This window comes from Alphaproteobacteria bacterium, assembly GCA_041396705.1.
Lineage (GTDB): Bacteria > Pseudomonadota > Alphaproteobacteria > CALKHQ01 > CALKHQ01 > CALKHQ01.
Window position 1 is genome coordinate 22,500 of the sequence record JAWKYB010000002.1, and the last position, 25,460, is coordinate 47,959.

Consider the following 25,460-nt stretch of genomic DNA (forward strand, 5'->3'; position numbering starts at 1 on the left):
GCGATGCGCCGCCGCCTCTGGTCGCAGTCAGCAATTTTGGAGTTGATCATGCCGGACACGGCACCGGCGTCGCCGGGTCTGCGCGCCCGGATCGGCGCCTTCGTCGACAGCCGCGGTTTCCAGGGCTTCATCATCGGGCTGATCGTTGCCAACGCGATCACCCTCGGCCTGGAGACATCGGCCAGCGTTGTGGCCGCGGTCGGGCCCCTGCTGGCGGCGTTCGACCTGCTGGTGATCGTCGTCTTCTGCATCGAGATCGGATTGAAGCTGTTCGCCTACCGCTGGCGGTTCTTCCGGAGCGGTTGGAACCTGTTCGACACGGCGGTCGTGGCGTTCGCGCTGATGCCCGCCTCGGGCGAAATGGCCGTCCTGCGCGCACTCAGGATCGTCCGCGTGCTTCGGCTGATGTCGGTGGTGCCGCAGATCCGCCGCGTGGTGGCGGCGTTGCTGACCTCTGTGCCCGGCATGCTCGGCATCGTCCTGCTGCTCGGCCTCGTGTTCTACATGTTCGCGGTGATCGCGACCGCGCTGTTCGCACAGACCTTCCCGCAGTGGTTCGGCACAATCGGCGAGTCGATGTACTCGCTGTTCCAGATCATGACCCTGGAAAGCTGGTCGATGGGCATTGTCCGGCCGGTCATGGAGGTCCATCCGCAGGCCTGGATGTTGTTCGTGCCGTTCATCCTGCTGACCACCTTTGCGGTGCTCAACCTCGTCATCGCCCTGATCGTGAACTCGATGAACATGCTGCACGAGGCCGAGATGCGCGGCGATGCCGGCGCCTCGCGCACCGCGACCCTGGAGGAACCGGCGCTGGCCGACGAAGTCCGCGCGCTGCGCCGCGAGATCGCGGCGCTGCGGGCCTCGATTGGCGGCGACCGATCGACCTAGCCCGGCGCAGGCGGCTCAGAAGCGGAAGCGGATGCCGCGGCCGAGATAATCGGAGCCGCCGACGATGCCGTTGATCAGGCCGAAGATGCCGGAGCGGTGGTGGACGCGCTCCACCGTCTGGACCTCGGCGCCCTCCGGCATCGGGTCCAGATATTCCAGCATCAGCTGGTTGAGCACGTGGCTGATCCGCCCGCGGTCGGATTCCAGCGGCGGAATCGCGGTGGTCACGCTCGGCCCGACGCCGATCGAGAAGCCGTCGAGGATCTTCATGCCGCCGAGCCAGTCCGGCAGCTCGACGCCGTCGAAGCGGGCGACCAGGGTGGCGCCAAGTTCGCCGAAATTGCCGCGGCCATAGTGATAGACGGCCTGGGTCTCGGCCTCGATGCTCAGGCTGTCGCCGAGCCAGCCCAACGCGTGGCTGGCGGCCAGCCCGATGATCCGGTCCTCGGTCGGCGTCACTGCCGCGTCGCCCAGGGCGTATTCGGTGATGTCCTCGAGAACGCCGATGCCGTCGAACAGCGTGATGGTCGTGTCGCCCGGCTCGCCGGCTTGCGCACCGGGTGCCACCGCGAGTGCAAGCGCCAGGCAGCACGCTGCCGTGGCCGACCGGATCCCGCGCCTCGAAGTGCAGATCGGCTGAGTCCTCATGGCCGCCACCCGTCTTTTCGCGCCGACCTTGCCATCGCACGACCGGCCATCGCTGCCAGCCTGGGCGGCAATCGTGGCGGCAATGCGGCACCGGCCGCAGATCGTTGCCATGCGGTTTGACTGTTCTGATTCCGGCAACGCAACCTGCGAAAAATAGCACTTTTTTTGCTCACCCCGCGATGGGACCATCCGCTGCGAGGGGACAAGACGGCGCGATTGGGGAGGAGCCCGCAAGACGCTCGGTCCGGTCCCCGGGGTGCGGCGTTTCCGCCGCGCGATGTCCGTCCGCACGCTGCCGCCTGCGCCCGCAGCCAGCGACTCAGTACCAAGGAGACGGTGCGATGATCCCTTCGACCTGGACCAGCCTCAGCCGCAGGGCGTTCCTGCGCAGCACCGCCGCCGCCGGCGCGGCCGGTGCCTCCGCCAGCCTGATCACCGTCGGCGCCCGCGCTGCCGACGAGGCCACGGTCAACATGCAGCTCGGCTGGCTCGCCTCCAACGGCATCCTCGGTGAGGTGGTGGCCAACGCCAAGGGCTTCTACAAGGACCTCGGCATCGCCTTCGAGGTCACGCCCGGCGGCCCCGGCGTCGACGGCGTCGCCTCGGTCGCCGCCGGCCAGGCCGAGGTCGGCCAGCTGTCGTCGAGCCCGTCGCTGATGCTGGCGCGTTCCAACGCGATCCCGGTCAAGGCGATCGCTGCCGGCTACCAGAAGCACCCGTTCACCTATTTCTCGCTGGCCTCCGAGCCGATCCGCACACCCGCCGACCTGGTCGGCCGGACCGTCGCCACCCAGCCGACCGCGGTGATCCTGCTGCGCGCGCTGCTGGCCAAGAACGGCATCGCCGAGGACCAGGTCGAGGTGGTCACGATGGGCTCGGACATGAGCCAGCTGCTGACCGGCCAGGCCCAGGCCGTGACCGGCTGGCTGACCAACACCGCCGCCCTGTCGGTGCTCGGCGACGACCGCGTCGACCTGATGCTGTGGGACACCGGCATCCAGCTCTACGCCAACGTCTACTATACCACCGACGAGATGCTGGCCGATCACGCCGACGTCCTCGCCCGCTACCTCACCGGCTCGGCCCAGGGCTGGGGCTATGCCCGGCAGAATCCGGAGGAAGCGGTCGACATGCTGGTCGAGGCCTATCCGAACCTCGACCGCGATTCCGAGCTGGCCGCGGTCGGCCCGGTGCTGGACTTCAGCTTCGGCGACACCACCGCCGCCGAAGGCTGGGCGACGATGAACCGCGACAACTGGCAGGCGCAGATCGACACCTATGCCGAGCTCGACCAGTTCGAAGGTACCGTACCGACGGTCGACGAGGTCATGACCCTCGACGTGCTGGCCGCCACCGAGGCCGTCCGCAAAGAGGTCGGCTGATGCTCGAGACCGCGATTGCCGCCGACGCCGCGTCGGCCAGCGCGCCGGCGCAGGCGGCGGCGATCGCGGTCGACGACGTCACCGTGACCTTCGGCGGCGAGGCTGGCATCGTCACCGCGCTGCAGGGGGTGTCGCTGGACATCCCCGCCGGCGGGCTGGTCACCATGCTCGGCCCGTCCGGCTGCGGCAAGTCCACCCTGCTCCGCGCCATCGCCGATCTGGTCCCGGTCGCCGACGGCAGCATCGCCGTGCTGGGCAAGACCCCGCAGCAGGCGCGTGCCGGGCGCGAGTTCGCCTTCGTGTTCCAGGAGGCGACGCTGCTGCCCTGGCGCTCCGCGATCGACAATGTGCGCCTGCCGCTTCAGGTCGGCCATGGCCGCGACGCCGCCCATGCCGCCGACCCTGCAGCCCTGCTCGCGCTGGTCGGCCTCGCCGGGTGGGAGGATGCGCTGCCGCACGAGCTGTCCGGCGGCATGCGCCAGCGCGTCGCCATCGCCCGCGCCCTGGTCTGCCGCCCGCGCATCCTGCTGATGGACGAGCCGTTCGGCGCACTCGACGAGATCACCCGCGACAAGCTGAACGAGGAGCTGCTGCGCATCTGGCAGGAAACCGGCACCACCATCGTCTTCGTCACCCATTCGATCCCCGAGGCGGCCTTCCTCGGCCAGAAGGTGCTGGTCCTCGCCTCGCATCCGGGCCGGGTGCGCGAGTACATGGACGTGCCGCTGCCGTTTCCGCGGCGGCTGGCGGTCCGCGACACGGTGGAGTTCATCCGCATCACCGCCCACCTGCGCTCGCTGCTGGAGAGCTGCTGATGGCCGCCGCCACCGAAGACGTCGCCGCTCCGGCTGCGGCCGCCGCCCGGCGCCGCCGCGCGCCGCTGCCGCGCCGCGGCTGGCGCGACCGCGTCCCGGCCGTGCTCGCCGCCGTCGGCGCGCTGCTGCTCTGGCAGGCGGTGATCATGATCTTCGACGTGCCCGGCTTCATCGCCCCGTCGCCGCTGGAGGTGGTCGAGACGCTGGTGACCAAGGCGGACCTGTTCTGGCGCAACCTGATCCCGACCTTCTTCGAGGCCGTCGCCGGCTTCGTCTGCGGCAACGGCGTCGCCATCCTGCTCGCGGTCTGGTTCGTGCACAGCCGCACCGCAGAGCGCTCGCTCTATCCGATCATGGTGTTCATCAACACCATCCCGATCCTGGCGCTGGCGCCGATCCTGGTGCTGCTGTTCGGCAACGGCTACACGCCGAAGGTGATCATCGCCGCGCTGATCTGTTTCTTCCCGACCCTGGTCAACATGGTCCGCGGGCTGAAGGCGGTGAATCCGGCGACGCTGGACCTGATGCGCATCCTCTCCGCCAGCCCGACCGAGATCCTGTGGCGCGTCCGCCTGCCCTGCTCGCTGCCGTTCCTGTTCGCCGCACTGAAGATCGCCTCGACCACCTGCGTGATCGGCGCCGTCGTCGGCGAATGGGTCGGCTCCAACGAAGGCCTCGGCGCGGTCATCCTGCAGGCGATGTACGACTACCGCACGCCGACCCTCTACGCGACCGTGACGCTTGCCGCCGGCATGGCCGTCGCCTTCTTCGCTCTGTTCAGCCACCTGGAGCGCCGCCTGATCCGCTGGAAGGCCGCCGATGTGCATTGAACGCGCGAAGCCTTGCACCCGCGTCGCACCGCCGTCCGAGGCGCGTCGGGGGCCCGCCGCGGTATGGCCCAGCCCATGAGGAAACGTCATGACTGACAAGCGCACCATCGACCTCGCCGCCCGCCAGGCGCCGGTCGTCGCCGAATGCGACGTGCTGGTGGTCGGTGGCGGACCGGCCGGCATCGCCGCCGCCGTCTCGGCCGCGCGGGGCGGCGCCGACGTGGTGCTGGCTGAACGCTATCCCTATCTCGGCGGGCTCGCCTCCGGCGGCATGGTGTTGGTGCTCGACGACATGCACTGCGGCACCGAGATCACCGTGCGCGGCATAGGGCTCGAGATCATCGACCGGATGGCGAAGTGGAACCTCGCCGTCTATCCGCCCGAGGCGGACCGCGACCCTGCGGTGGCGGCCAGCTGGGAGATGTGGCGCAAGTGGTCGCGCTGGGGCCTCTACGACTTCCGCGCCCAGCAGCGGCCCAACCCGGTCTGCTTCTCCGCCGCCTTCGACCCCGATGGCTTCAAGCGCGCAGCCTACGACATGTGCGCCGAAGCCGGCGTCCGCCTGCGGCTGCAGTCCTGGTTCACCGAGGCCGTGGTAGAGGGCGATCGCATCGTCGGCGTGATCGCCGAATCCAAGGCCGGCCCCCAGGCGCTGCTCGGCCGCATCGTGGTCGACGCCAGCGGCGATCTCGACGTCGCCGCCAGCGCCGGCGCGGCCCATATCGCCGGCTCCTACATGGTCACCACCGTCTGCCGCATCGGCGGCGTCGATACCGAGGCCGCGATCCGCTTCCAGTTCGAGGAGCCCGACGCCTTCGCCACGGCCGACGCCGGCGCGCGCAAGATCATCGGCAGCTGCTGGGAGCACTGGTGGCTGAAGACGCCGCTGCCCGGCGTGGTCTGGTGCAACTGCCCGCACATGACCGGCTTCGACGCGCTGACGCCGGAAGGCCTGACCGGCGCCGAGCTGGAAGGCCGCCGCCGCATTTACGACCTCGTCGACTATGCCCGCGCCCACATGCCCGGCTTCGGGCAGTGCTACGTCGTCGACGTGGCGCCGCAGACCGGCGTGCGCCAGACCCGCCTGCTGGAGGGCGAGTACGTCGTCACCAAGGACGACGTCGGCAAGCGGCGCCACTTCGCCGACACCGTCTGCCGCGGGCGCGACTACTACACGCCCTATCGCGCGCTGCTGCCCAAGCGCATCGACCAGCTGCTGGTCGCCGGCCGCCACTATTCGGCGACGCCGTCGGCACAGAAGGCCAGCCGCGAGATCCCGCCCTGCATGGCCATGGGCGAGGCCGCCGGCGTCGCCGCCCTGGTCGCGCTCGATGCCGGCGTCGCCGTGCGCGACGCCGCGGTGCCGGAGATCCAGCGCCGCATGCGCGCCCAGGGCGCCGACCCGGGCGACCGCCCGTCCGCCAACGCCCAGTTCCCGGAGGCCGCCGAATGACCGCGCCCGTTGCCCCCCTGCCGCTCGACGGCATCCGCGTCGTCGATTTCACCCAGGTCATGCTGGGTCCGTGCTGCACCCAGATGCTGGGCGACTACGGCGCCGAGGTGATCAAGATCGAGAAGGGCGGCAGCGGCGACCTGTCGCGCTGGAGCGTCGGCGAGGACCCGGACGGCCTGCGCAACCCTGTGTTCTGCAGCCTCAACCGCAACAAGCGCAGCGTGACGGTTGACGTGCGCGCGCCCGAAGGCCGCGACGCCGTGCTGCGCCTGATCGACACCGCCGACGTGGTGGTCAACAACTTCCGCCCGGGCGTGATGGACCGGCTCGGCTTCGGCTATGACGCGCTCAGCCAGCGCAACCCGCGGCTGGTCTACGCCGTCGGCACCGGTTTCGGCCTGCAGGGGCCGAACGTCCACAAGGGCGGCCAGGACATCCTCGCCCAGGCGGTCACCGGCGTCATGCAGCGCAAGGCCGACCCGGCGCTGCCGCTGTCGATCTACCCGACCGCGCTGGCCGACTATTCCGCCGGCATGCACCTGGTCCAGGGGATCCTGCTCGCGCTGATGCAGCGGGCGAAGACCGGCAAGGGCCAGCAGGTCAGCGTCTCGCTCTACGATTCGATGCTGGCCATGCAGATGCAGGAGGCCGCGATGTGGATGATGCGCGGCCGCGACCTGAACTGGGCGGCGATGCCGCTGACCGGCGTGTTCGAGACCACCGACGGCGCCATCGTGCTGGTCGGCGCCTTCAAGCAGAACCCGCTGCGCGACATCTGCGCCGCGCTGGGCTTCGACGACCTGTCGCTGGAGCAGCGCTTTGCCACGCTGGAGCGGCAGAAGGAGAACCGGGCCGAGATCCAGGCCCGCCTGCGCGCCCGCTTCGCCGAGAACAGCACCGCCCACTGGCTGGCCAGGCTCGAGGAGCAGGACCTGCTCTGCGCCGAGGTCAAGACCCTGGCCGCCGCGCTCGACGACCCGCAGACCGCCGCCAATGCCATGGTGATCGAGGCGCCGGCCACCGCCGCCGGCCCGACCCGGCTGGTCGGCTCGCCGATCACGATGTCGGCGGCGCCGGTCGGCGTACGCATTCCGCCGCCCGCGCTCGGCGCCGACACCGCGGATGTCTTCGCCGCCCTCGGTCTCGACCCGGAAACGCTGGCGCCGCGCCAGCCGGCGGACGCCGTCGCGTGAGCGTCCGCTTCGAGGTCGCCGACCGCATCGCCCGGGTCACCCTCGACCGGCCGGAGCGGATGAACGCGGTCGATGCCGCCACCGACCGCCGCCTCAACGCGATCTGGAGCGAGATCGAGGCCGACCGCGACATCCGCTGCGTCGTGCTGACCGGCGCCGGCGACCGCGCCTTTTGCGCCGGCGCCGACATGAAGGCCGCGGTCGAGGACGGCACCGAGAAGTCGGGGCTGGAATACTGGGCCGAGCACCGCCCGAACGGCTTCGGCGGCATCTCGCTGCGCAGCTCGCTCGACGTCCCGGTGATCGCCCGGGTCAACGGCGTCGCGCTCGGCGGCGGTTTCGAGATGGTGCTCGGCTGCGACATCGTCGTCGCCGCCGATCATGCCCGGCTCGGCCTGCCCGAGGCGGCGGTCGGCCGGCTGCCGCTCGACGGCGGCATGGTGCTGCTGCCGCGCCTGATCCCGCGTGCCAAGGCGATGGGGATGATGCTGACCGCGGCCCGGATCACGGCCGCCGAGGCAGAGCGCTATGGCCTGGTCAACGAGGTGGTGCCGCTGGCCGAGCTCGACGCCGCCGTCGGGCGATGGACCGAGGCCATTCTCGCCTGCGCGCCGCTATCGTTGAAGGCGATCAAGCAGTCGGTGCGCCGCACCGCCCACCTGACCCCGCAGGAGGCCCACGCCACCCGCCTGCCCGCCCTCATCGCCGCCCTGACCAGCCCCGACGCCGACGAAGGCGTCCGCGCCTTCGTCGAGAAACGCAAACCGGTCTGGCAGGGGCGGTAGCAACCGCACTTGCATCGCAGGATCCCCCCCCCCGGTGCGCCTGGGGACGTCCATTGCGAGCCGCCGCAGGCGGCGGCAATCCGGACGGCACCACGCGTGTTACCAGACTCTCACGGAACCGCAGAGACGCATGTCACCCGCGGTCCCCACGGGATGATGGCCAGCCGCCGCCGATGTGCGATGCTGGCGCCAGCAGCGCCACCGCCGAGACAACCCGCGTCCCATGCACGCCGCCGTCCTCCGCTATCTCGACGCCGTCGCCCGGCACGGGTCGATCCGCCGCGCGTCCGAGCACCTCAACATCGCGGCGTCGGCGGTCAACCGGCAGATCCTGAAGCTGGAGCAGGAACTCGGTACGCCGCTGTTCGAGCGGTTGCCCGGCGGGCTGCGCCTCACCGAGGCCGGCACCATCGCGCTGCGCCATGCCCGCGCCACCCTGTTCGACTACGAGCGGCTGCGCGGCGAGATCGGCACGCTGCAGGGCGTCTACCGCGGCCTGGTCCGCATCGCCTCGCTCGACAGCCTGCTGGTCCACCTGCTGCCCGGCGTGGTCGAGGCGGTGCATGCCGCCCACCCCGGCGTCCGCTTCCAGGTCGAGGCGCGCGGGCCGGGCGAGATCGTCGACCTGGTCGCCGACGGCGACGTCGACATCGGGCTGTCGTTCAACCTCGAGCTGCGCAAGAACGTGGTGCAGGCGCACGACATCCCGGTACCGATCATGGCGATCGTCGCCGCCGGCCATCCTTTGGCCGGGCGCGCCCGCGTCACGCTGGCCGACTGCTCCGCCTATCCGTTCATCTTCCAGCAGGACAACAGGCCGCTGCATCGGCTGACCCAGGCGCAGATGATCGCGGAGCGCATCACCGCGCGGCCCTTCGTCACCTCCAACAGCCAACCGTTCAACAAGCGGCTGATCGTGCGCGGGCTGGGCGTCGGCTTCTACACCAAGATCGGCTTTCTGCAGGAGCTGGCCGCCGGCGAGGTGGTGGCGATCCCGCTGTCCAACGACGCCTATGCCGAGCTGCGCCTCGGCCTGGTGCTGCCACAGCGCCAGCCGAAGCCCGCCGTCACCGTGGTGATCAGGGCGCTCACCGACGCGCTCGACGCACTGCTGGTCCAGACGGCCTGACCGATGGCCGGTGCAGGGCGGCAAATGGTTGAAGAGGGACTGAGCGGGCCCGGAGATGGGTGAAGAACGTACCGGACACATGGGTGACATGTTTCCCCAGGCGCGCCTGGGGAGAGATGTCGATGCCGTGGAAGGAGTGTTCGGTTGTGGAAGAACGCCTGAGGTTCGTCGCTCGTCTGCTCGAGGGGAGTCGATGAGCGATGTCTGCCGGGAGTTCGGCATCTCGCGGAAGACCGGCTACAAGTCTACGATCGCTATAGGGAACATGGCCCTGGAGGCGCTGAGCGACCGCTCGCGCCGGCGTGCGCTACGCCAACCAACTGCCGGCGCCGATCGAGGCGATGATTGTCGCCTTCAAGCAGGAGAAGCCCCACTGGGGGCGCGCAAGATCCGCGAGCTGGCTGGTCCGGCGGCTGGCGGGCGACGTCCGCGTCCCCGCCAGGAGCACGATCCACGCCGTCCTGCACCGGCACGGGCCTGGTCAAGGTCCCCGGACGGCCCCGCCACAGGGCAAAGGGCACGCCGCTGTCCGCCGGCGCCGAACCCAACGACCTCTGGTGCGCCGACTTCAAGGGCGAGTTCAAGCTGGGGAACAGCCGATACTGCTACCCGCTGACCGTAACCGATCAGGCGTCGCGCTACCTGCTGATGTGCGAACGCGCTGGAGTCCACCCGCGAGGACCTGGCCATCACCGCCTTCGAGCAGCTGTTCCACGAGCGCGGCCTGCCCGGCGCGATCCGGTCCGACAACGGCGTTCCTTCGCCAGTCCCAACGGGCTACGGCCTCTCCAGGCTCGCCGTCTGGTGGCTGAGGTTGGGGATCGCGATCGAACGCATCAAGCCCGGCCGCCCCCAGCAGAACGGGCGCCACGAGCGCATGCATCTCACCCTGAAGAAGGAGGCGACCCGGCCGGCCGGCATGAACAGCCTCCAGCAACAAGCTCGATCGACGCCTTCGTCCGCGAGTTCAACACCGAGCGACCTTTGCACGAAGCCTTGCAGATGAAGACGCCGAGGCCTACGCCCTCCACCAGGCCCTATCGCGGTCTGCCCGACATCAGTTATCCCAATGCACGACCGCGACATCGGGTCACCGCCTGCGGACGCATCTGCATGCACGCAAGAAGATCAACATTTCAACCGTGCTCGCCGGACAGCGTCTCGGCATCAAGGAAGTCGACCAGGCCATCTGGCTGGTCAGCTTCATGCACTACGACCCTGGGATACGTCGACCTGGAACAGAAGACCCTGGACTCTCGACAACCCGTTCGGCCCGTGGTTGTCACCCATGTCTTAGGTACAATCCGTTACCCATCTCTCCGGGCCGGACAGACAAGAAATGGTCGGAGCGGCGGGATTTGAACCCACGACCCCTTGACCCCCAGTCAAGTGCGCTACCGGACTGCGCTACGCTCCGACGCCCGGTTTTCTAGGGGCATTTGCGTCTCCGGGCAAGCCTCGAAGGCGCCATGAACCCGGCGAACGACCGCAGGGCGCGCGCCGCCTTGCGGCTGGGCCGTCACCAGCAGCCCAGCGCGCGCCCCTTGTCGTCATGGGCGACCAGCTGCCGCGCCAGCTCGATGCTGATCGCGTCGGCGTCGGCCGGCGTCGGGTGGATCGGTCCGAACGCGTCACAGGCGCCCGTCGCGGTCTCGACGGGCGAGCGCGCGCAGCCGGTCGCGAACTTCAGCGTCAGACAGACCAGCAGCACGATGCTCCACTTCACGGGCGGCCTCCATGGTCTCGATCCGGCGGGCCTGCGTTGCCGCCGCGATCCGGTTGCGCTCGTCGCTGCGGGCGTCGCGGCGGATCAGCACGATCGCCGCCAGCACGGCGCCGACCGCGGCTGCCGCGCCGGCCAGCTTCGCCCACAGGCCCGACAGCCAGCTCACGCCTCGATTCTCCGCCGCGCGATCACACCGCGCAGGACCGCCGCGCCGAGCGCAAGCAGCAGCACGCCGCCTGCGATCCACGGCCAGGTCGGATACAGCGACGCCGCCACCGGCTGCGCCTCCTTCACCGCGGCGACGATCTCCGGTCCGGCCAGCGCGATGCCGCCCAGCGCGGTGCCGACGGCGCCGATCACGCCGCCGTCCTTCACCGCCGCCGGTTGCGGTGGCAGCACGCCGGCCATGCGCAGCCCCTCGTCCACCTCCGCGTCGGCCCAGGGAAACGCGCCGCCGCTCTCCACCCGGGCGATCGCCTCGACCAGCGGCCGCATCACGCGATACTGGTGCACGTCAACGGGGCCGTCGGCCGTGGTGCCCAGCTTCTCGGCCACGCGGGCGATGTAGCCGGCGGTGTCGTTGTTGTCCTCGGGCGGCGCCCAGCGGTCGATCATGCCGCGGATCGTGTGCAGGCTGTGCCGGTCCTGATAGGCGATCAGCACGATCGCCATGGCGCGGAAGCCCCACTTCGGCGCCTGGAACACGCAGAACGCCGTCTCGCCGCGCTGCGCCGCCGTCCTCTGCGCCGCGTCGGCCAGGCCCTGCCACGGGTCGCCGACACGGATGTTGCCCGGGTTGTTGTTGCGCACGCTGCGCGGTTCGCGATCGGACATGTCTGCCTCGCGTTGCTGTGGTCGGATTGTCGGAAACGGTTGGAAAGCACGGGCGCCGTGGCCCGGGGGGCGCTCAGCCCTGCGACAGCAATGCGCCCAGCATGACGATCAACACGGAACCGAAGCCGCCGGCCACGGTCCACAACAGCTGGCTCAACGTCCGCTCGACTGTCACCAGCCTGCGCTCCAGCGCCTCATAGCGCTGCTGACACAGGATGACATGGGTCTCCAGGTCCGATGCCTCTTTTGCAGCCGTTACAGAAGCAAGTTGACCCATTGCCGTTCCCCTCGGGCATATGCACCTGGACAGATTGTGCATCAGGCTCGCTAGCCGATCAGTTGCAACCTCGCTCAACCTCGGCTTGAAGGATGGCCGCCTGAATTTTGTCAATCTGATCGTGAATATCCGCGTTGGCGGATTGACTATCTTCTGAGGTCCAATTCGCTACGTTTCTGAGTTGCCAGCGAAGCCATTCATTATCCATTTCAATCAGCCAGTCATTAACATTAGCTCTGCTATTTTCGCACCGAATTCGCTAGAAATTTCGGGCTGGTTCTGCCCTGCTAGGGAACTAACCATGAGAGACCCGAATTTTGGGCTGAAGTGACCCGTATTGATCCAAATATCAGTCATTTGGCAGATATCTGGCCAAGCCAAACTTGGGTAATTCGAAAAATCTCGCACTTCGGCAATATTAGCCGTTGCAATTCGAATTTCCTTCTCCATTTCAAGCCTATTCATCGCTTGAATTAAAATTAGCTCAAACGGATGCGTCGGCACTGAATAAAATATACACTCCACGTGTACCATCGAACAACGCTTCACGATTCCCTCGACTGGGGACATCAATGTACTAATGTCTTGCGGATAATTCAGTTCGGCAGAGAAAAAGCCGGCGCTTGCCGCTCCATTTACCAACCCATTGAACGCCGCTACGTCATTCATCATAGGAGCAGATGCGTCACGCACCCGCCACATACCATCCTGGGAAAAATAGCTTATTCGCCTCGACCCAGTTTCCTCAAGATAGTCATTCTCACGCAGCGTTGCCAGGGCGTCGCGGATTGCAGAAAAGGAAAGAAAGTAGCGAGATACTAACGATCCGACACTCTGAGGCGTCATGCGCACCCCAGAACCAAGCAAGTGTCTAGGAAACAGTTCTATGTAGATCTTTTGTATCCTTCGGTCATTTTTCAAAATATAATCAACTATGTATTCGTATTCGGACATACGTCCGTCATCAATTCCTGCGTTATAGACCGTCAATCCAAATACGATCGACGCAAACTCTGGATCAATTGCCTGATTGGTTTTTGACGAACCTATGAATACAACCTCAGGCTGCTGACGCAATATGTCAATTTGCTTAAATGCACGCATATCCGCATTTTGGCGCGCCACCCGATCGATATTTATTCCTCTCATGTTTATTGCCAAAGGGGAGATGCCATACGGGTCGACAAACGCAACCACTCCCCCCAGACTCAAGAGCGACAGCAATACCATTGCCAAAGTTGTAGCAACGTACCGATGGAATCGCCGGCATCGCCGTACGAGCGCGCCGTCTCGCGGACAGACGACTAATGAAAGATCCGGCCTGTCGCTTTTGCTTTCTTTTCGCAATACTAATTACAGTCGTGCATCAACATTGATGTGCGTTGCGGCCGACAATCCACTGCTTAGAAAACATGCGTCACCAGCGGTCAACCCGGCTGCGACAGTGATTGCCATCTGGGTCCGATCGAAATCGTTCAAAGCAAACGACACGTTGGTGGAATTGGTGTTTGTAACCCCGCGATGACGCACGAGAAAACCTGACGCGCTACTCACACTCAAACTCGGAACCGTCCTCTTGCGCTGGAACGGCAGGACGCCCAGTGCGACCGTGCTGGAGTCGCAGAATCCGGCGCAGTAGCGGCCCGAAGCGACCGCGCCGATCCGCTCGAAATGGCGCTGGCACAGGCGCAGTTGCGTGTCGTAGGGGCGCGGCACGAACGGGCGCGCGGTGGGGCTGGCGACCAGGTTCACGGCGGAAAGATACAGCAAATCGTCGAGGGCGGCATCGCCGTTCTCGATCATCAGCAGCACGGCGATGTTGCTGGCCCCGACGGCATCGATGGCGACGTCCTCCAGGGCGCAGGCGGCGAACGCGTCGCTCAGCGCGAAGGTGGCGGTGCCCTCCAGCGTCCAGCCGGCGGCCAGGGTCGGCGCGCCGCCCTCGCCGTTCCACGCCGCCACGATGTCGCGGGTCACGCTGTCGGCGGTGCCGGTCCAGCTGGCGATCACGGCGCGCAGCGTGTCGACCGCGACGTTGGCCGCCTTCTTGCGGGCAAGGAACGACAGGCTGACGCGCGCGCCCAGCGCCGGCGCAGCCTCGCGCGCCTCGACGATCTGGCACACGCCCGCGCGCCGCGCCGCGGTGGTCAAATCGATGAGGAGGCCGGTAGCGACGCCGGCCAGGCCGTCCGCCGCAGTGGCCCGGCCGAGTTCGACCGCGCCGTCGCCGTCGCTGAGCAGGATCCACTGGTCGAAGCCATAGGTGGCGTCGGCATTGGCCGGGGTCGTCGCGGCGGTGAATGCGGTGCCCTGCTGGGCCACCGCGAAGTCGCCGTTCAACAACAGGTTGGGCGGGTTGTCGGTGACGATCCCGCTCAGCTGCGAGCCGTCGCCGTCCGGCGCCAGCACGTCCGACCCCGGCACCAGGCCCAGGGTCGCCTGTGCCGCCGTCCGGTCGACGTCGTCGAGCAGCGTGGCGGCGAAGGCGGTCACCGGAACCAGCCCGACGTCGGCGGCGAGCACGTTGTGCAGCCCGTCGCCGGCCCCGTTCCAGCCGATCAGCGCGCCCGCGGCCGGACCCGGCAGCTCCAGCGCGGCCAGCGGCGACGAGACCGGCAGCGTCGCCGCCCGGCCCATCGCCTCGTCCAGCTCCTGCGCGATCATGGTCAGCCGGTCGAGCGCGCGCTCGTGCGATTCGGCCGGGAACGGATCGTTGGCGGTGTAGTCGGTCTCCTGGCTGCGGGCGGTGCGGCGATGGATCACCCAGTCCACCCCGGCCGCCGGCGCCGCCAGCGCATGCACCGTGCCGGGCGCGCCCTGTCCGCCGTCGACCGTGTAGTCGGTGGCCAGCGACAGCGCCGTCGCAGTCCCGTCGGCCGCATGGGCGCTCACCGCCAGGTCGGTCGCATCCAGGAAGGCGAACGGCACGGCGAAGTCGGTGGTGACGCCGTCGCCGGCATAGATCACCCGCGACAGCGTGGTGCTGACGGTCATGGCCATCTCCGCGATTGGTGGTATGTCGGTGGGCGCGGTGCCCCGGCGCGCGGTCGGCCCGAGCCGGGCGCACGCGCAGGCGCCAGCGCGAGTCTCGGCCCGCGACGGCCCATTCGTTCGGATCTCGGGCGTTCGGCGCTGCGGCCTTCGCCGCGCCGCAGCCGGGCGGCTCAGCCCCGGTTCGGCGGTCCCAGCTCCGCCAGCAGGCGGCGCAGCTCGTCCTCGCCATAGAGCCGGCGCAGCGCCGCGGCGGCGGCGGCCGGGTCGCGCGGCAGCACCACGTCGAAGCTCGACGCCGGGCGCGGCGGCGGCGGTGCCGGTTGCGCCGGCTGCGCCTGCGGGCGCAGCCCGACCGGCAGCGGCGGCACGCCGTCCTCGTCGACGCCGGGCTGCAGCCGCGGCTCCATCCGCTCGCTGCGCCGGGCCGCCGGTGCCGCCGGGGCCGCCATCGCCGGCTCCACCCGCAGCTGGCCGCTGGAGCGCGTGGTGCCGACCTCGGGCTCGTCCACCGGTCGGGTCTCGCGGCGCCGCTCGCGTTTGCGCGACGGCCGGAAGCTGCCGATGATCAGGCTCATGCACACCCACGAGGCGAAGCTGATCGCCACCGCGATGCCGGCCCGCAACGGCGCATCCGCCTTCACCTGTTCCCAGTCCACCGCCTGCGGCAGCTCCTGGAACGGCACGCCGAGCTGGTCCTGGAGGTGGATGGCATAGGCCACGGCGGCCCAGATCAGCGCCAGCAGCAGCACCAGCCACAGGCGCCGCGACAGCAGGCCGATGACGATGAAGCCCAGGGATGACAGCAGGTCGCCGAAGGTAACGATGACCTGCGCCAGGAATTCTTGCACGATTGCCGCACTCCGTTCCGCCTGCCGGGCTGCCGCACCTGCCGCGTCGGGCCGGCCGGCCGCTGGCGCGGCCGACCTCGGACGGGCCCGCTCCGGTGCCGGGGGCCGCAGTTGCCCGCCGGAACATGGCCAAAATCGTGTCACCGTCAAGCATAACCTCGGTCAGCCGGCGATAGGCCGGGTGGCCGGCCAGGCCGCGGGTGCCGGTCATGAAATCCAGCATGCCGTCCAGATAGAAGCAGAAGCGGTCGCGGAAGCGGTTGAGCTCGGCCAGCACCGGCCCCGGCGCCAGCCCCTCGCTGACCATCGTGTCCTGGACCGCGACCATGCGCCGGCACAGCGCGGCAAGCACCGCGACCTGCTGCTCGATCTCCGTTGCGATCACGTTTCGTTCCGCACACAACGCGGCCAGCCGGCGCGCCCGGCCGTCGGCGGGCACCGCTTCCGGCCGCGCCGCCGGCGCGGTGTGGCGGTGGCGCGGACGCAGGCCGGCCAGGTCGCAGGCCACATCCAGGTCGGCGGCGAGCACGGTCTGGCCGGTCAGCTGCCGGCGCAGGCCGGCCAGCTCGCGCCGCGCCCCGGCGTCGCCGTCGCGGGCCAGCGGCGCCAGCGCGCGCGACTGCGCCTCCAGCGCCACCAGCCTGGCGAACGCCTCGTCCCGGGCCGCCACCGGCGGCGCGGACGGGCGCGCGACGGTCCGTCCCCCGCTCATTGCCAGCCATGCCGCCGCGCGGCCCCCGCCAGCGTCCGCAGCACGAACGGGTCGAATCGCAGCCCGCTTTCCTTCAGGAACAGGTCCAGTTCGGCGCCGCCCAGCCGCTCGATCGCGCTGTCGGCCTGGGCCATGTTGCGGTCGAAATCGCCGCCCCACCGCGCCCGCAGATAGGATTCGCCGGCGCCGGACAGCGTGTCCTGCGCGGCCAGCGGCGGCGCATAGGGGTCGACCACCTCGTTGAACCGGTCGACCAGCAGCTTGGCCTCGGCCGCGTCCAGGCCGGCCGCCCGGAACCAGGACTGCACCACGGCCAGCGCCTGCCGGTGGTCCTCCAGCGGCACCTCCGGGTCGAGATAGGCTGCCGAGAGGTCGTAGGTGTCTTCGCGGAAATAGTCCGGCGTCGCGCCCGCCGACCGGTCGACCGGCGCGACGGCGTGCACTTGGTTTGCCTGTGCCTGCATGGGTGCCTCCCCTGCTCCCGCTGCGCGGGCCCGCGGCCCGCGGATGCGTTTCCAGTCCCGTCCGTCGCGGCCGGCCGGCCGCGGCGTCTATCGCTACTCCGCCGTGCGCAGCGCGCGATTGGCCTGCGCCAGGTCGCCGACAAGGCCGTCGACGCCCTGCAACAGCGCATGGCCGGCCTGGCTTCGCGCCTGCCCGGCGCGGTGCAGATGGCCCCGCGCTGCCGCCGCGCCTTCGCTCTCGATGCGCCGCGCCTCCAGTTCGCCCTCGGCCGCCAGGTCGGTCAGCACCTCCACCGGCGAGCCCTCGATCGTGACGCCGGCCGCTCCGAGCCGCGCCCGGGCCCGGCCCAGGTCGCGCCGGATTGCCCGCCGCTTCTCGAAGGCGTCCGCCGCCGCCTGCGCAACCGCCGCATCGGCCTGCTGCCGGCTGGCGGCGGCATCGTCGCGGCTGGCCGCCACCGACTGGATCGCCTGCAGCGCGCCCAACCCGGCGGAAATCAGGAATTCGGTACCCCCCATGGCCTCAGTCCCTCGTCCGTGCATAAAGGTGCGCATCGCGGCCGTCCGGCCCGTAGGCCCGCATCAGGCCCTCGCATTCGAACCCCAGCATCCGGGCCCAGCGGTGTCCCGCCGCGAACTCGGCGTCGACAGCAGTCTCGATCCGGCGCATTCGTTGGTGTGCGAGGAATCCCACAACGGCACGGTGAATCGCCGTCAGGCTGTGTCCGGCGTCACAGGCCAGCAGCGCCCAGGCGTGGCCGCGCTGCGCCGTCAGCCGCACCACGCCGGCGCAGCCCACCACCCGATCGCCGCACAGGCCGGCGAAGGCCGGGCCCGCCTCGGCCAGCATCGCGCCATAGCCCGGCTCGGCCACCAGCGGCGCCAGCACCGCCTGCGCCGGCTGCAGCCGCAGCCGCGTCAGGTGGCCGGCCGTCATCGGCACCACGACCATCGGCGCCGCCTTCGTCGGTCCGACGCTCATCGGTCCTGCGTCACCAGCTGCGGCATGATCGCGACGATGGTCGCCGGCAGCGGGTCGCGGCAGGCGACGACGACGCGCCCGCCGGTCTCGTAGCCGCCCGGCCAGGCGATGTCGGCGTCGCCGCTGAACAGTGCCGGCGGCGCCCCCATCGGTGCCGACGGCGGCCGGAACCGGGCCTGCGGCACCGGGTCGAGCGCGTCGTCGGCGGCGCCGGCTTCCAGCCCCAGCGTGCGATGGCAGTGGATGACGCAGCGGTGCAGGCGCTTGATCTTGCCCTGGGCGGTGCCGGTGGCGGAGCCGGCCTCCAGGTTCAGCGTCTCCAGCAGCGAGACGAAGCCGAGGCCGACATGCACGGTCGAGGCCGCCCGCTCCAGCGCGATCGCGCCGCCGACGACGATCCGGTCCGGGTGGGTCGCGCCGTCGGCCAGCACCGCCACGGTCTCGCCCTCCAGATGATCGAGGCCGGCGATCGCCGTCGCCGGCGCGCCCTGGTAGCTCAGCCCGGCATCGACGTAGTAGGCGTCGGCGGCCTCGGCGCCGTCGCCCAGCGTCGCCTCCATCCGCTCGATCGTCCGCACCGTGGCGCCGTCGATCCGGCGGCGGACCGCCAGCCACAGCTCGTCGCGCGCACCGTCGGGTGCCGGAATGCAGGCGACGCTTTCCACCGCCGCCGGTTGCGTGCGCGCCGCGTCCGACCAGCCGCCCAGCGTATGCAGGTGCCAGGCCACCACGTCCTGCTCGCGGGCATAGCTCAGGCCCAGCAGCCGCCCGTCGTCGCGAACCAGCCACAGCACGCTGTCGGGCTCCTGCTGGAACGCCATCTCGACGATGCCGGGCTCGGCCAGGTGGGTCGCCAGCAGGCTGACGTCCGGCGAGCGGAAGCCGTCGTCCTCGAACACGAAGGCATGCTCGCGCAGCCGTCGCCGTGCCCGCTGCACGTAGAGGATGGCCTTGCCGATCCGCTCCGGCGCCACGTCGGCGCTGCCGAAGTTGGTCGAGCGGCTGGCCTGCACATTGGCCGGCGTCAGCGCCTCGCCCAGCGACGACGGCCGGATCAGCCACTCGCCGCCGACCGTGCCGGCGATCAGCCCCTTCTCGTCGTCGGCCAGCCAGCGCACCACGTTGACGTCGTTGGCGTTCAGCGTGATCGCAACCGCGTGGTCGTCCACCACGGTGCCGTCGGGCTCCGACGGCGTGAAGCTCTCGTAGTCGCCGCTGCGCGACATGTCGATGCGCTGCGGCGTGCCGGTCGCCCCGGCGAAGCACAGCCGGTCCTGGAAGAAGGTGCACACCGCCGGCCAGCCGGTGGTCGCCGACCACGCGCCCAGCCGCCAGTGGGTGGAGGCCGCGGCACCGCCGCCGGCGGCCTGCTGCCAGTCGACGCTGACCTGGGTCGCGCCGGCGTAGGCCGCGATGCGCGCCCAGCCCCAGTTCGCCGATGCCGACCCGCGCCAGCGCAGCAGCCGGCCGACATCGCTGGCCGCGAACAGCGCGGCGCTGGCGGTCAGCGTCACGCCGGCGCCGGAAGCCGCCGCCGGGGTCAGCGTCACCGCGCCGATGTTCTGCGGCAGATAGGGGCCGTCCTTGAACGCATAGTCGGCCAGCGTCCAGTCGACGTGGCTGGTCCGGCTCAGCGTGCGCGGCGGGTGCGCCGGATGCACCAGGTACAGCACGTCGGCGGACTGGGCGAAGCGCAACCGCGCCAGATCGGCCGCGCCATAGGGCGTCGCCACCTCCACCGGCACGCCGGGGCTGGCCTCGACCTGGCCGTGGTCGCGATAGACCCGCAGCGATCCGTCGCCGAACTCCAGCACATAGGCCTGGGCCACCGAGAATTCGAACGGGATCAGCCGGCACGGCATCGCCGCGGACTTCGCCGCCGCCACGTGCCGGGTGCCGCCGCGCCGGACCGCCGGACCGTGCAGCAGCGGGAACATGTTGCGCATCCGGCGGCAGGCGTTGGCGTATTTGGCGATATCGACCCGCCCTTCCAGCGTCGGCGCGAATTCGCCGGCCGTGAAATTGGTCTGGATCGGCGAGGCTTTCGGCATCGGCGCGGTCCTTCGGCAATGGCTTGTTTCGGGCACGCCGACCGCCCGGCGCCCCATCGGGGCGGGGCAAGGCCTGCGGCGCGTCGGGTGGTGGAAGGGTGAGAGACAGTGCGCTAGCGTCGCGCCAGCACCCAGGGCGATTCCGCCGGAGCCGGCGGCACGCCTTCCTGGCCGTCGGCCGCACGGGCGCGGGCCAGCACGGCGTCATTGTCGTCCGCCAGCAACTGGCGCTTGGTGTTGGACTGGGTCAGCGCCTCGCACAGCTCCAGCGCCAGCCGCGCCGCCAGCGCCTCGGCCAGCAGCGGGTCGAACAGGTTGGGGTCGGCGATGCGGCGGAGATAGCGGATCGCCAGCGGCGCCGGCGCGTCGGTCAGCACGGCGCGCCCCTCGACCGTCCAGCGCGGTTCCGGCCCACCGTCGTCCGGCGCCACCGCCAGCACGCGCAGGCAGTCGACCGGCAGCGGGAACGCGCGGGCGAAGCCCCAGGCCGGCGCCTGCGCCTCCGCCGGCAGCAGCGCGCGGGCGATGGCGCAGTTCCAAGGGTGGTCGCGCAGCACCGCGTCGCGCACCGCCGCGAACAGGCGCGCACAGGCCCGGCTCGCCTTGACGTCGTCGTCCAGCGAGACGATGGGCGGCTCGCCCAGCTTGTCGAGCGCGCGGTTGCAGATCTCGACCACGGATGCCATGGCGACGCCTCCCGTCCGGTGGGTTCGGCCATGCGCCGGCACCCGGCGCCCCGCCGCGCGGCGGGTGCGCCCGGCCGCCGTCCGGCCCCGGTTGAACAGAAAGTGGTTGAATGGAAACTGCCGGCCGACCCGCGCAAAGCCGCCGCGCCGGCTTCACCCGCACCCGTGCGCGCCCGACCACCCGTTGCCAAAGCAACTCCCGGCCGCAGCCGCCGGCCGCGGATGCCCCCACCCGTCGCGCCGAAGGGCTGGAAAGGTACCCGCTTCCCTATGCCGTCATTGCGAGCCGCCGCAGGCACCGTCTGGCGGCGGAACGGTCGCGTCTCGGATGCCGCGCGCCGCCACAGGGACTGCCAGGCCAGCGCTGGAACGGCCCGCGTTCGGATGCCGTCATTGCGCGCCGCCACAGGCGGCGCGGCAGTCCGGGCCACCCGCCAGCCAGCCTGGCCCCGGGGGCCAGCTCCGAGCCCACCACCGTGCCACGCGTCTGCATATCCATTTCGCGCAATCGATTTCCGGCCGCAGCCGCCGACCGCGAATGCAGCCGACCGTCAGGCCGACGGCTGAAGGCCCACTTTCCATGCCGTCATTGCGAGCCGCGCGGCGGCGGCAGTCCAGGCCAGCCGCCAGCCAACTTGGCCGGACCACCTCTGAGACCACACCGCGTCGCGCGTCCGCATTGCCATTTCGCGCAATCGATTGCGCAGCCGCCGACCGCGGATGCAGCCAACCGTCAGGCCGACGGCTGGAAGGCCCACTTTCCCATGCCGTCATTGCGAGCCGCCGCAGGCGGCGCGGCAGTCCCGGCCACCCGCCAGCCAGCCTGGCCCCGGGGAAAAGCTCCGGAGCCCACCACCGTGCCACGGGTCTGTATCGCCATTTCGCGCAATCGATTTCCGGCCGCAGCCGCCGACCGCGAATGCAGCCGACCGTCAGGCCGACACTGCAAGGCGCGCCTTCTCATGCCGTCATTGCGAGCCGCCGCAGGCGGCGCGGCAATCCAGAACGGCTGCACGGGGCGCCACCACCGTCCTGCTCTCCCGATCTGCCACGCTGCACAGCCAAAGCCCGGGCCGGTCCATACCCGCCCATGCGTGCCGCGCCAGGGCCCGGCGCGATTGATCCATCCGCTGCGGACAAGCGAAATCGCCTCGTCGCCGATCGGACACCGTAGCCTAGCGGTGCTCGGGCTCGGTCTCTGCCTGCTCCGAGCCGCAGCAAGTCCGGTCTCGAATGCGAATGGATGCCCGCCTGTGTCTCGCGCGTCGAATTCACGCAGCCTGCGGAACCGGTCGGCTCAGGCGCCCGCCCCGGTCGTCCCGGCCGGCAGGTCCGCGCCGAAGGCAAGCAGGTGTCCGTCCGGGTCGCGCACGTCGAAGTCGCGGAGCCCGTAGAACATGTCTTCCGGTCCGCGCACGATCTCGACGCCGGCGTCGCGGTACCGCGCGCACAGCGCATCGACGTCGTCGTCGACGTACAGATAGGCGGCCCAATACTGGTTCACCGGCACCCCGCCTTCGCGCGACCGGTCGAGCGCGATCGTCACCCGCCCGCAGCGCACGATTGCGAAGTCCGGCCCGTCGCCCCACAGCCCCTCCTCGGCGAAGCCGAGGCGGTCCCGATAGAAGGCGACGCTGCGCGCCACATCGGCGACCTGCAGCACCGGCATCGCGCGCGTCAACGCAGGACCATTCGTCCGGTCGCCAGTTCCGATCATGCCGGAGTTGTACCAGACAACCCGGGGGCAGTCAAGAAGATATTCCTGTTTTGTTCACGCTTCGGCGCACGCCGCCGGCCCCGCGCATGGAGGGGCCGGCGGACGTGCGTGACCGGTCAGTCCACGACGTAGACGAACCAGCCGTTCAGCGTCGCCCCGTCGGGGACGGTGCCGCCGCCGATCCGCGCGGTCAGCGTCAGCCCGGCCTGGGCCCCGAACAGCACGGTCTCGCCGGCACCGACGGTGCCGGACGGGTTGACCGCGCCGGCCGACGACACCGCCACCGCCGCGTCGAGGCCGTCCGGGTCGGCCGCCACCGGCGTGCCGTCATGGCCGGCATGGGCCGCCCAGCCCACGTCCATGGTCCGCGACGCGCCCATCGCCGAGAAGGCGATGCGCGACAGCGGCAGGATCAGGCGGACGTGGCCGGCCGGCAGCTTCACCAGCTCGGCCAGCGAGCCGGCGTCGCCGACGCCCGCTTGGGCGAAGTCGAACAGCGCGATCCGCATGCGGCCGCCCCAGTCGTGCACCGGGTTCGGCCGGGCCGGTTCGCCGGCCAGCAGCGCCAGCTGCGCACTCTGTTGGGTCGTGATAGCCATCGCTGCCCTCCTAGCTCTCGTCGCACTTGATCTCGACGACCTTGCCTTCCTCGGTGCGGGTCGCGCCGAAGGTGCCGCGCACATAGACCTGCGTGGCGTAGGACTTGTCGTCGCGCTCGGTCACCTTGCCCTCGATCTCGTCCCACAGGCCCAGGTGCATGCCCGACTTCGCCCACACCGGCACCCGCCGCAGGGCGGACCCGTCGACGCCGATGCGCTCGATGTGGATGAAGTTGAAGCCCATGAAGGCGGTGATCTTGCCGTCGACCAGCACCGGCCTGGTGTTGAAGTCCAGGCTCACCGCCTGGGTTTCGCTCAGCAGGTCGTCGTGCTGGCGTGCGGTGATGGCGCAGAACAGCGGGTCGTAGTCGACGTCGACCTCGTTGGCCATCAGGATGCGCTTGGCCGCCCGCAGCTTGGCCACGTTCAGCCCGGTCGACCCGCCTGCGCCGACATCCGCCGCCACCGTCTGGCCGGCGGCGTCGAACGGCGTGCTCTCGTCGCCGTTCTCGCCGGTCCGGGCCGGACCGAAGAAGGCGGCGATCACCTCGTCGTCGATCGCCCGGCCCAGCGCGTTCGAGCCGTTCTCGACATAGGCGTTGGTCGGCTCGGCGATGGTCCGCAGCTTGTCCTGGTGGTCGATCAGGTCCGCCCATTCGTAGTCGGTGGGATAGATCCACCGCGCCGAATGCGGGGTCGAGATCAGCGGGGTGTCGGCATGCCGGCTGGTGCGCTTCTGCGCCGTCACCGGCCCGACCTGGTCGACCGCCTTGGCCGCCTTGCCCTGGAACTTGGATTCCATCACCGCCCGGCGCAGCTTCGAGCCCCGCTGCTGCAGGCGCATCGAAACCACACCGGCGAAGTCGATGGTGTAGTTGGCAGACACGTCGAATGACACGCGTCTCTCCTTTCACGCGAACGCGGCCGCACGCGGCCGCCCTCGCCCTTGCGGGGCGCGGGCGGTCGCCGCTTGCGGCCTCAGGTGGAAGAACGCGGACGCGGTTGTCCGGGCCGGCCGGTTTCCCGGTGCGGCCAGGGCCATGCCCTCGGCGGCAAACGCCCGCCGTCGCGGCGGTCTTTCCCGCCGTCAGCCGGGACCGCGGCCAGCGCACATGCACCGCCGGCGGCTTGTCCGAAAAAGCGCGGCGCACGGGAGATGCGCCCAAAACTGTGCCGATGGCTGGAAGACTGCCCCCCGTAGCCGTCATTGCGAGCCGCCATAGGCGGCGTGGCAATCCAGACCTCCCGTATTGCTCAAGAGAGACAGGCAACCTTGCTGCCCAGGTACCTCCGCGCGACCTCTTAGGCACCCGTGAACCGACTTTTCCGGCAATGCGGTGCGACGCGCACCTGCGTTGCAATTCGTCGGCTCAGATCGAGAAGCCGCTATCCGGCAGCCTTGAGCGAAAATCAATTGTCGCCGTCGTTGCCGTTTTGTAATGTCAAGCAATGATTCCTGCGCCCTCAACTCCAGGCCAACGAAGAAATCGAACAACAGCATGTCATTGCGATGCCCCCTGTAGTAGTCTACGATAGCGTCGGCAATCATCTGTTTGTCGCGGCTCGTGATGGCTGCGCGTATCTGGGATTGTCGAGAAACCGCATGGCCGACTGTATGCAATTTGCGGATCGATATTCCAAACCTGCTCCGCAGATAGTGTGCTCCATCAACGATATTCTCCCTAATAAGAATGTTGTCGACTTTGGCCTGGCGGTCGTTGAACTGCCGTTCACCTTCATTTCAACAATTGTGCCCAATGGTGTCTGTGGCGGCAGGCCGCGGCCAAACACGATGTTCATCAAATCTCCCGACAGGGTGATCAATGCATCAGGTCGGCGAGGCGGTGTGACAACGCCAGACGGCGCAACCGTTCCCGGTATGTTTGGTTGCGCGATGATGATTCCATTCGGAAGATCTGCAGATTCGGAAGATCGGCAGCATTGACAACGGTGAACCCAATATCTTCAAAGACTTTTTCTAGGTGCAGTTCGCCTGCGTGACCCAAGAATGGCCGGTATATTCCGCGCAAGATGGCCTGCACGTCGGAGTTGAACATGGGCCAGTAGTCTCCGAAGTACACTTCAATCGGAACGGACTGGCCACTGTGCCTACCCCTGCTCCTGCATGAACCGCACAGAGCTTCTGCCCTGGTGTCTGCGGAATGCCGCCGAGCGCCGCGCGGCGCGGAGGAAGACGTTCTTGATCGGGCGGAAGATGAACCCCAGCCCTGGGATGGCGCCGGCGAGGTCGAGCGCCGCCAGCAGTGAGAAGCCGGCGGCGCCCCACCAGTCTTCGTCATCGATCGCGAGGCCGACGGCTTCGATGTCGTCGACAGCCTCCGCACTGCGGATGTTGCCGATGATCGGCAGCGTATCGAGGACGAGGTCCTCGACGAATTCGACCGGCAGGTCGGCGCCGGGGTACAGTGCCGGGAGCAACAGCG

The 25,460-nt window shown here is 69.4% G+C and carries 25 protein-coding genes, 1 tRNA gene and 1 pseudogene; 10 read left to right on the plus strand and 17 right to left on the minus strand.

Going from position 1 to position 25,460, the window contains the following annotated elements; all coding sequences use genetic code 11:
• Window positions 1–48 precede the first annotated feature (48 nt).
• Complete coding sequence (locus R3F55_00140; protein MEZ5665858.1) at window positions 49–891, plus strand: ion transporter; 843 nt, start codon at window positions 49–51, stop codon at window positions 889–891.
• A 15-nt stretch (window positions 892–906) separates the two neighbouring features.
• Here R3F55_00140 and R3F55_00145 read toward each other — a convergent pair whose 3' ends face one another.
• The gene (locus R3F55_00145) at window positions 907–1,458 is read right to left on the minus strand and encodes a hypothetical protein (protein ID MEZ5665859.1); all 552 of its coding nucleotides are present in this window, start codon (window positions 1,456–1,458) and stop codon (window positions 907–909) included.
• A 422-nt stretch (window positions 1,459–1,880) separates the two neighbouring features.
• Between R3F55_00145 and R3F55_00150 the strand changes: the two genes are divergently transcribed.
• From R3F55_00150 to R3F55_00185, 8 genes and pseudogenes are all read left to right on the plus strand, one after another.
• Window positions 1,881–2,921, plus strand: coding sequence for an ABC transporter substrate-binding protein (locus tag R3F55_00150; GenBank protein MEZ5665860.1), 1,041 nt, complete (start codon window positions 1,881–1,883; stop codon window positions 2,919–2,921).
• Complete coding sequence (locus tag R3F55_00155; protein MEZ5665861.1) at window positions 2,921–3,736, plus strand: ABC transporter ATP-binding protein; 816 nt, start codon at window positions 2,921–2,923, stop codon at window positions 3,734–3,736. The genes R3F55_00150 and R3F55_00155 overlap by 1 nt, the downstream gene beginning before the upstream one ends.
• Complete coding sequence (locus tag R3F55_00160; protein ID MEZ5665862.1) at window positions 3,736–4,566, plus strand: ABC transporter permease; 831 nt, start codon at window positions 3,736–3,738, stop codon at window positions 4,564–4,566. Before R3F55_00155 ends, R3F55_00160 begins: the two co-directional genes overlap by 1 nt.
• 88 nt (window positions 4,567–4,654) lie before the next feature.
• Window positions 4,655–6,019 carry an FAD-dependent oxidoreductase gene (locus tag R3F55_00165; GenBank protein ID MEZ5665863.1) on the plus strand — a complete coding sequence of 455 codons (1,365 nt, stop codon included), beginning with the start codon at window positions 4,655–4,657 and terminating at the stop codon, window positions 6,017–6,019.
• Window positions 6,016–7,212: a CoA transferase gene (locus R3F55_00170; GenBank protein MEZ5665864.1), complete on the plus strand. Its 1,197-nt coding sequence runs from the start codon at window positions 6,016–6,018 to the stop codon at window positions 7,210–7,212. Before R3F55_00165 ends, R3F55_00170 begins: the two co-directional genes overlap by 4 nt.
• Entirely contained in the window at window positions 7,209–7,997 is a 789-nt protein-coding gene (locus R3F55_00175) for an enoyl-CoA hydratase-related protein (protein MEZ5665865.1), read from the plus strand. The genes R3F55_00170 and R3F55_00175 overlap by 4 nt, the downstream gene beginning before the upstream one ends.
• Window positions 7,998–8,220: 223 nt before the next feature.
• Window positions 8,221–9,126: a LysR family transcriptional regulator gene (locus R3F55_00180; GenBank protein ID MEZ5665866.1), complete on the plus strand. Its 906-nt coding sequence runs from the start codon at window positions 8,221–8,223 to the stop codon at window positions 9,124–9,126.
• A 122-nt stretch (window positions 9,127–9,248) separates the two neighbouring features.
• Window positions 9,249–10,423: pseudogene (locus R3F55_00185) on the plus strand (integrase core domain-containing protein).
• Between the two features lie 43 nt (window positions 10,424–10,466).
• On the opposite strand, the gene R3F55_00190 reads toward R3F55_00185, so the two are convergent.
• The 15 genes from R3F55_00190 to R3F55_00260 form a co-directional block, all read right to left on the minus strand.
• Window positions 10,467–10,543, minus strand: a tRNA-Pro gene (locus R3F55_00190).
• A 102-nt stretch (window positions 10,544–10,645) separates the two neighbouring features.
• On the minus strand, window positions 10,646–10,852 hold the full coding sequence (locus tag R3F55_00195) for a hypothetical protein (protein ID MEZ5665867.1): 207 nt from the start codon (window positions 10,850–10,852) through the stop codon (window positions 10,646–10,648).
• A gap of 162 nt (window positions 10,853–11,014) precedes the next feature.
• Entirely contained in the window at window positions 11,015–11,686 is a 672-nt protein-coding gene (locus R3F55_00200) for a structural protein P5 (GenBank protein ID MEZ5665868.1), read from the minus strand.
• Between the two features lie 73 nt (window positions 11,687–11,759).
• On the minus strand, window positions 11,760–11,963 hold the full coding sequence (locus R3F55_00205) for a hypothetical protein (GenBank protein MEZ5665869.1): 204 nt from the start codon (window positions 11,961–11,963) through the stop codon (window positions 11,760–11,762).
• A 213-nt stretch (window positions 11,964–12,176) separates the two neighbouring features.
• Window positions 12,177–13,193 carry a hypothetical protein gene (locus tag R3F55_00210; protein MEZ5665870.1) on the minus strand — a complete coding sequence of 339 codons (1,017 nt, stop codon included), beginning with the start codon at window positions 13,191–13,193 and terminating at the stop codon, window positions 12,177–12,179.
• A gap of 123 nt (window positions 13,194–13,316) precedes the next feature.
• Window positions 13,317–14,957, minus strand: coding sequence for a hypothetical protein (locus R3F55_00215; protein MEZ5665871.1), 1,641 nt, complete (start codon window positions 14,955–14,957; stop codon window positions 13,317–13,319).
• 170 nt (window positions 14,958–15,127) lie between these two features.
• Window positions 15,128–15,805 carry a hypothetical protein gene (locus R3F55_00220; protein ID MEZ5665872.1) on the minus strand — a complete coding sequence of 226 codons (678 nt, stop codon included), beginning with the start codon at window positions 15,803–15,805 and terminating at the stop codon, window positions 15,128–15,130.
• A gap of 708 nt (window positions 15,806–16,513) precedes the next feature.
• A complete protein-coding gene (locus tag R3F55_00225) occupies window positions 16,514–16,981 on the minus strand; it encodes a hypothetical protein (GenBank protein ID MEZ5665873.1) in 468 nt (155 codons plus the stop codon).
• Between the two features lie 93 nt (window positions 16,982–17,074).
• Window positions 17,075–17,500, minus strand: coding sequence for a hypothetical protein (locus R3F55_00230; GenBank protein ID MEZ5665874.1), 426 nt, complete (start codon window positions 17,498–17,500; stop codon window positions 17,075–17,077).
• 4 nt (window positions 17,501–17,504) lie between these two features.
• Entirely contained in the window at window positions 17,505–17,963 is a 459-nt protein-coding gene (locus R3F55_00235) for a hypothetical protein (protein MEZ5665875.1), read from the minus strand.
• Window positions 17,960–20,014, minus strand: a complete 2,055-nt coding sequence (locus R3F55_00240; GenBank protein ID MEZ5665876.1) for a hypothetical protein — start codon at window positions 20,012–20,014, stop codon at window positions 17,960–17,962. The genes R3F55_00235 and R3F55_00240 overlap by 4 nt, the downstream gene beginning before the upstream one ends.
• Window positions 20,015–20,127: 113 nt before the next feature.
• Window positions 20,128–20,700, minus strand: coding sequence for a hypothetical protein (locus R3F55_00245; GenBank protein ID MEZ5665877.1), 573 nt, complete (start codon window positions 20,698–20,700; stop codon window positions 20,128–20,130).
• Window positions 20,701–21,997: 1,297 nt separating this feature from the next.
• Window positions 21,998–22,381 (minus strand): VOC family protein, encoded by a 384-nt coding sequence (locus tag R3F55_00250; protein ID MEZ5665878.1) that lies wholly within the window; start codon window positions 22,379–22,381, stop codon window positions 21,998–22,000.
• A 152-nt stretch (window positions 22,382–22,533) separates the two neighbouring features.
• Window positions 22,534–23,016: a hypothetical protein gene (locus R3F55_00255; protein ID MEZ5665879.1), complete on the minus strand. Its 483-nt coding sequence runs from the start codon at window positions 23,014–23,016 to the stop codon at window positions 22,534–22,536.
• Between the two features lie 10 nt (window positions 23,017–23,026).
• Entirely contained in the window at window positions 23,027–23,914 is an 888-nt protein-coding gene (locus R3F55_00260) for a phage capsid protein (protein ID MEZ5665880.1), read from the minus strand.
• Window positions 23,915–24,619: 705 nt separating this feature from the next.
• Between R3F55_00260 and R3F55_00265 the strand changes: the two genes are divergently transcribed.
• Window positions 24,620–24,961 carry a hypothetical protein gene (locus tag R3F55_00265; GenBank protein ID MEZ5665881.1) on the plus strand — a complete coding sequence of 114 codons (342 nt, stop codon included), beginning with the start codon at window positions 24,620–24,622 and terminating at the stop codon, window positions 24,959–24,961.
• 164 nt (window positions 24,962–25,125) lie between these two features.
• On the opposite strand, the gene R3F55_00270 is transcribed toward R3F55_00265, so the two are convergent.
• On the minus strand, window positions 25,126–25,455 hold the full coding sequence (locus R3F55_00270; GenBank protein ID MEZ5665882.1) for a hypothetical protein: 330 nt from the start codon (window positions 25,453–25,455) through the stop codon (window positions 25,126–25,128).
• Between the last annotated feature and the right edge of the window lie 5 nt (window positions 25,456–25,460).

Excerpts from the sequence above, each read along its gene's own strand:
- R3F55_00140 (MEZ5665858.1), top strand. The coding sequence starts at position 49 with ATGCCGGACACGGCACCGGCGTCGCCGGGTCTGCGCGCCCGGATCGGC.
- R3F55_00150 (MEZ5665860.1), top strand. The coding sequence starts at position 1,881 with ATGATCCCTTCGACCTGGACCAGCCTCAGCCGCAGGGCGTTCCTGCGC.
- R3F55_00155 (MEZ5665861.1), top strand. The coding sequence starts at position 2,921 with ATGCTCGAGACCGCGATTGCCGCCGACGCCGCGTCGGCCAGCGCGCCG.
- R3F55_00160 (MEZ5665862.1), top strand. The coding sequence starts at position 3,736 with ATGGCCGCCGCCACCGAAGACGTCGCCGCTCCGGCTGCGGCCGCCGCC.
- R3F55_00165 (MEZ5665863.1), top strand. The coding sequence starts at position 4,655 with ATGACTGACAAGCGCACCATCGACCTCGCCGCCCGCCAGGCGCCGGTC.
- R3F55_00170 (MEZ5665864.1), top strand. The coding sequence starts at position 6,016 with ATGACCGCGCCCGTTGCCCCCCTGCCGCTCGACGGCATCCGCGTCGTC.
- R3F55_00180 (MEZ5665866.1), top strand. The coding sequence starts at position 8,221 with ATGCACGCCGCCGTCCTCCGCTATCTCGACGCCGTCGCCCGGCACGGG.
- R3F55_00200 (MEZ5665868.1), bottom strand. The coding sequence starts at position 11,686 with ATGTCCGATCGCGAACCGCGCAGCGTGCGCAACAACAACCCGGGCAAC.
- R3F55_00205 (MEZ5665869.1), bottom strand. The coding sequence starts at position 11,963 with ATGGGTCAACTTGCTTCTGTAACGGCTGCAAAAGAGGCATCGGACCTG.
- R3F55_00210 (MEZ5665870.1), bottom strand. The coding sequence starts at position 13,193 with ATGGTATTGCTGTCGCTCTTGAGTCTGGGGGGAGTGGTTGCGTTTGTC.
- R3F55_00215 (MEZ5665871.1), bottom strand. The coding sequence starts at position 14,957 with ATGACCGTCAGCACCACGCTGTCGCGGGTGATCTATGCCGGCGACGGC.
- R3F55_00225 (MEZ5665873.1), bottom strand. The coding sequence starts at position 16,981 with ATGCAGGCACAGGCAAACCAAGTGCACGCCGTCGCGCCGGTCGACCGG.
- R3F55_00230 (MEZ5665874.1), bottom strand. The coding sequence starts at position 17,500 with ATGGGGGGTACCGAATTCCTGATTTCCGCCGGGTTGGGCGCGCTGCAG.
- R3F55_00235 (MEZ5665875.1), bottom strand. The coding sequence starts at position 17,963 with ATGAGCGTCGGACCGACGAAGGCGGCGCCGATGGTCGTGGTGCCGATG.
- R3F55_00240 (MEZ5665876.1), bottom strand. The coding sequence starts at position 20,014 with ATGCCGAAAGCCTCGCCGATCCAGACCAATTTCACGGCCGGCGAATTC.
- R3F55_00245 (MEZ5665877.1), bottom strand. The coding sequence starts at position 20,700 with ATGGCATCCGTGGTCGAGATCTGCAACCGCGCGCTCGACAAGCTGGGC.
- R3F55_00255 (MEZ5665879.1), bottom strand. The coding sequence starts at position 23,016 with ATGGCTATCACGACCCAACAGAGTGCGCAGCTGGCGCTGCTGGCCGGC.
- R3F55_00265 (MEZ5665881.1), top strand. The coding sequence starts at position 24,620 with ATGGCCGACTGTATGCAATTTGCGGATCGATATTCCAAACCTGCTCCG.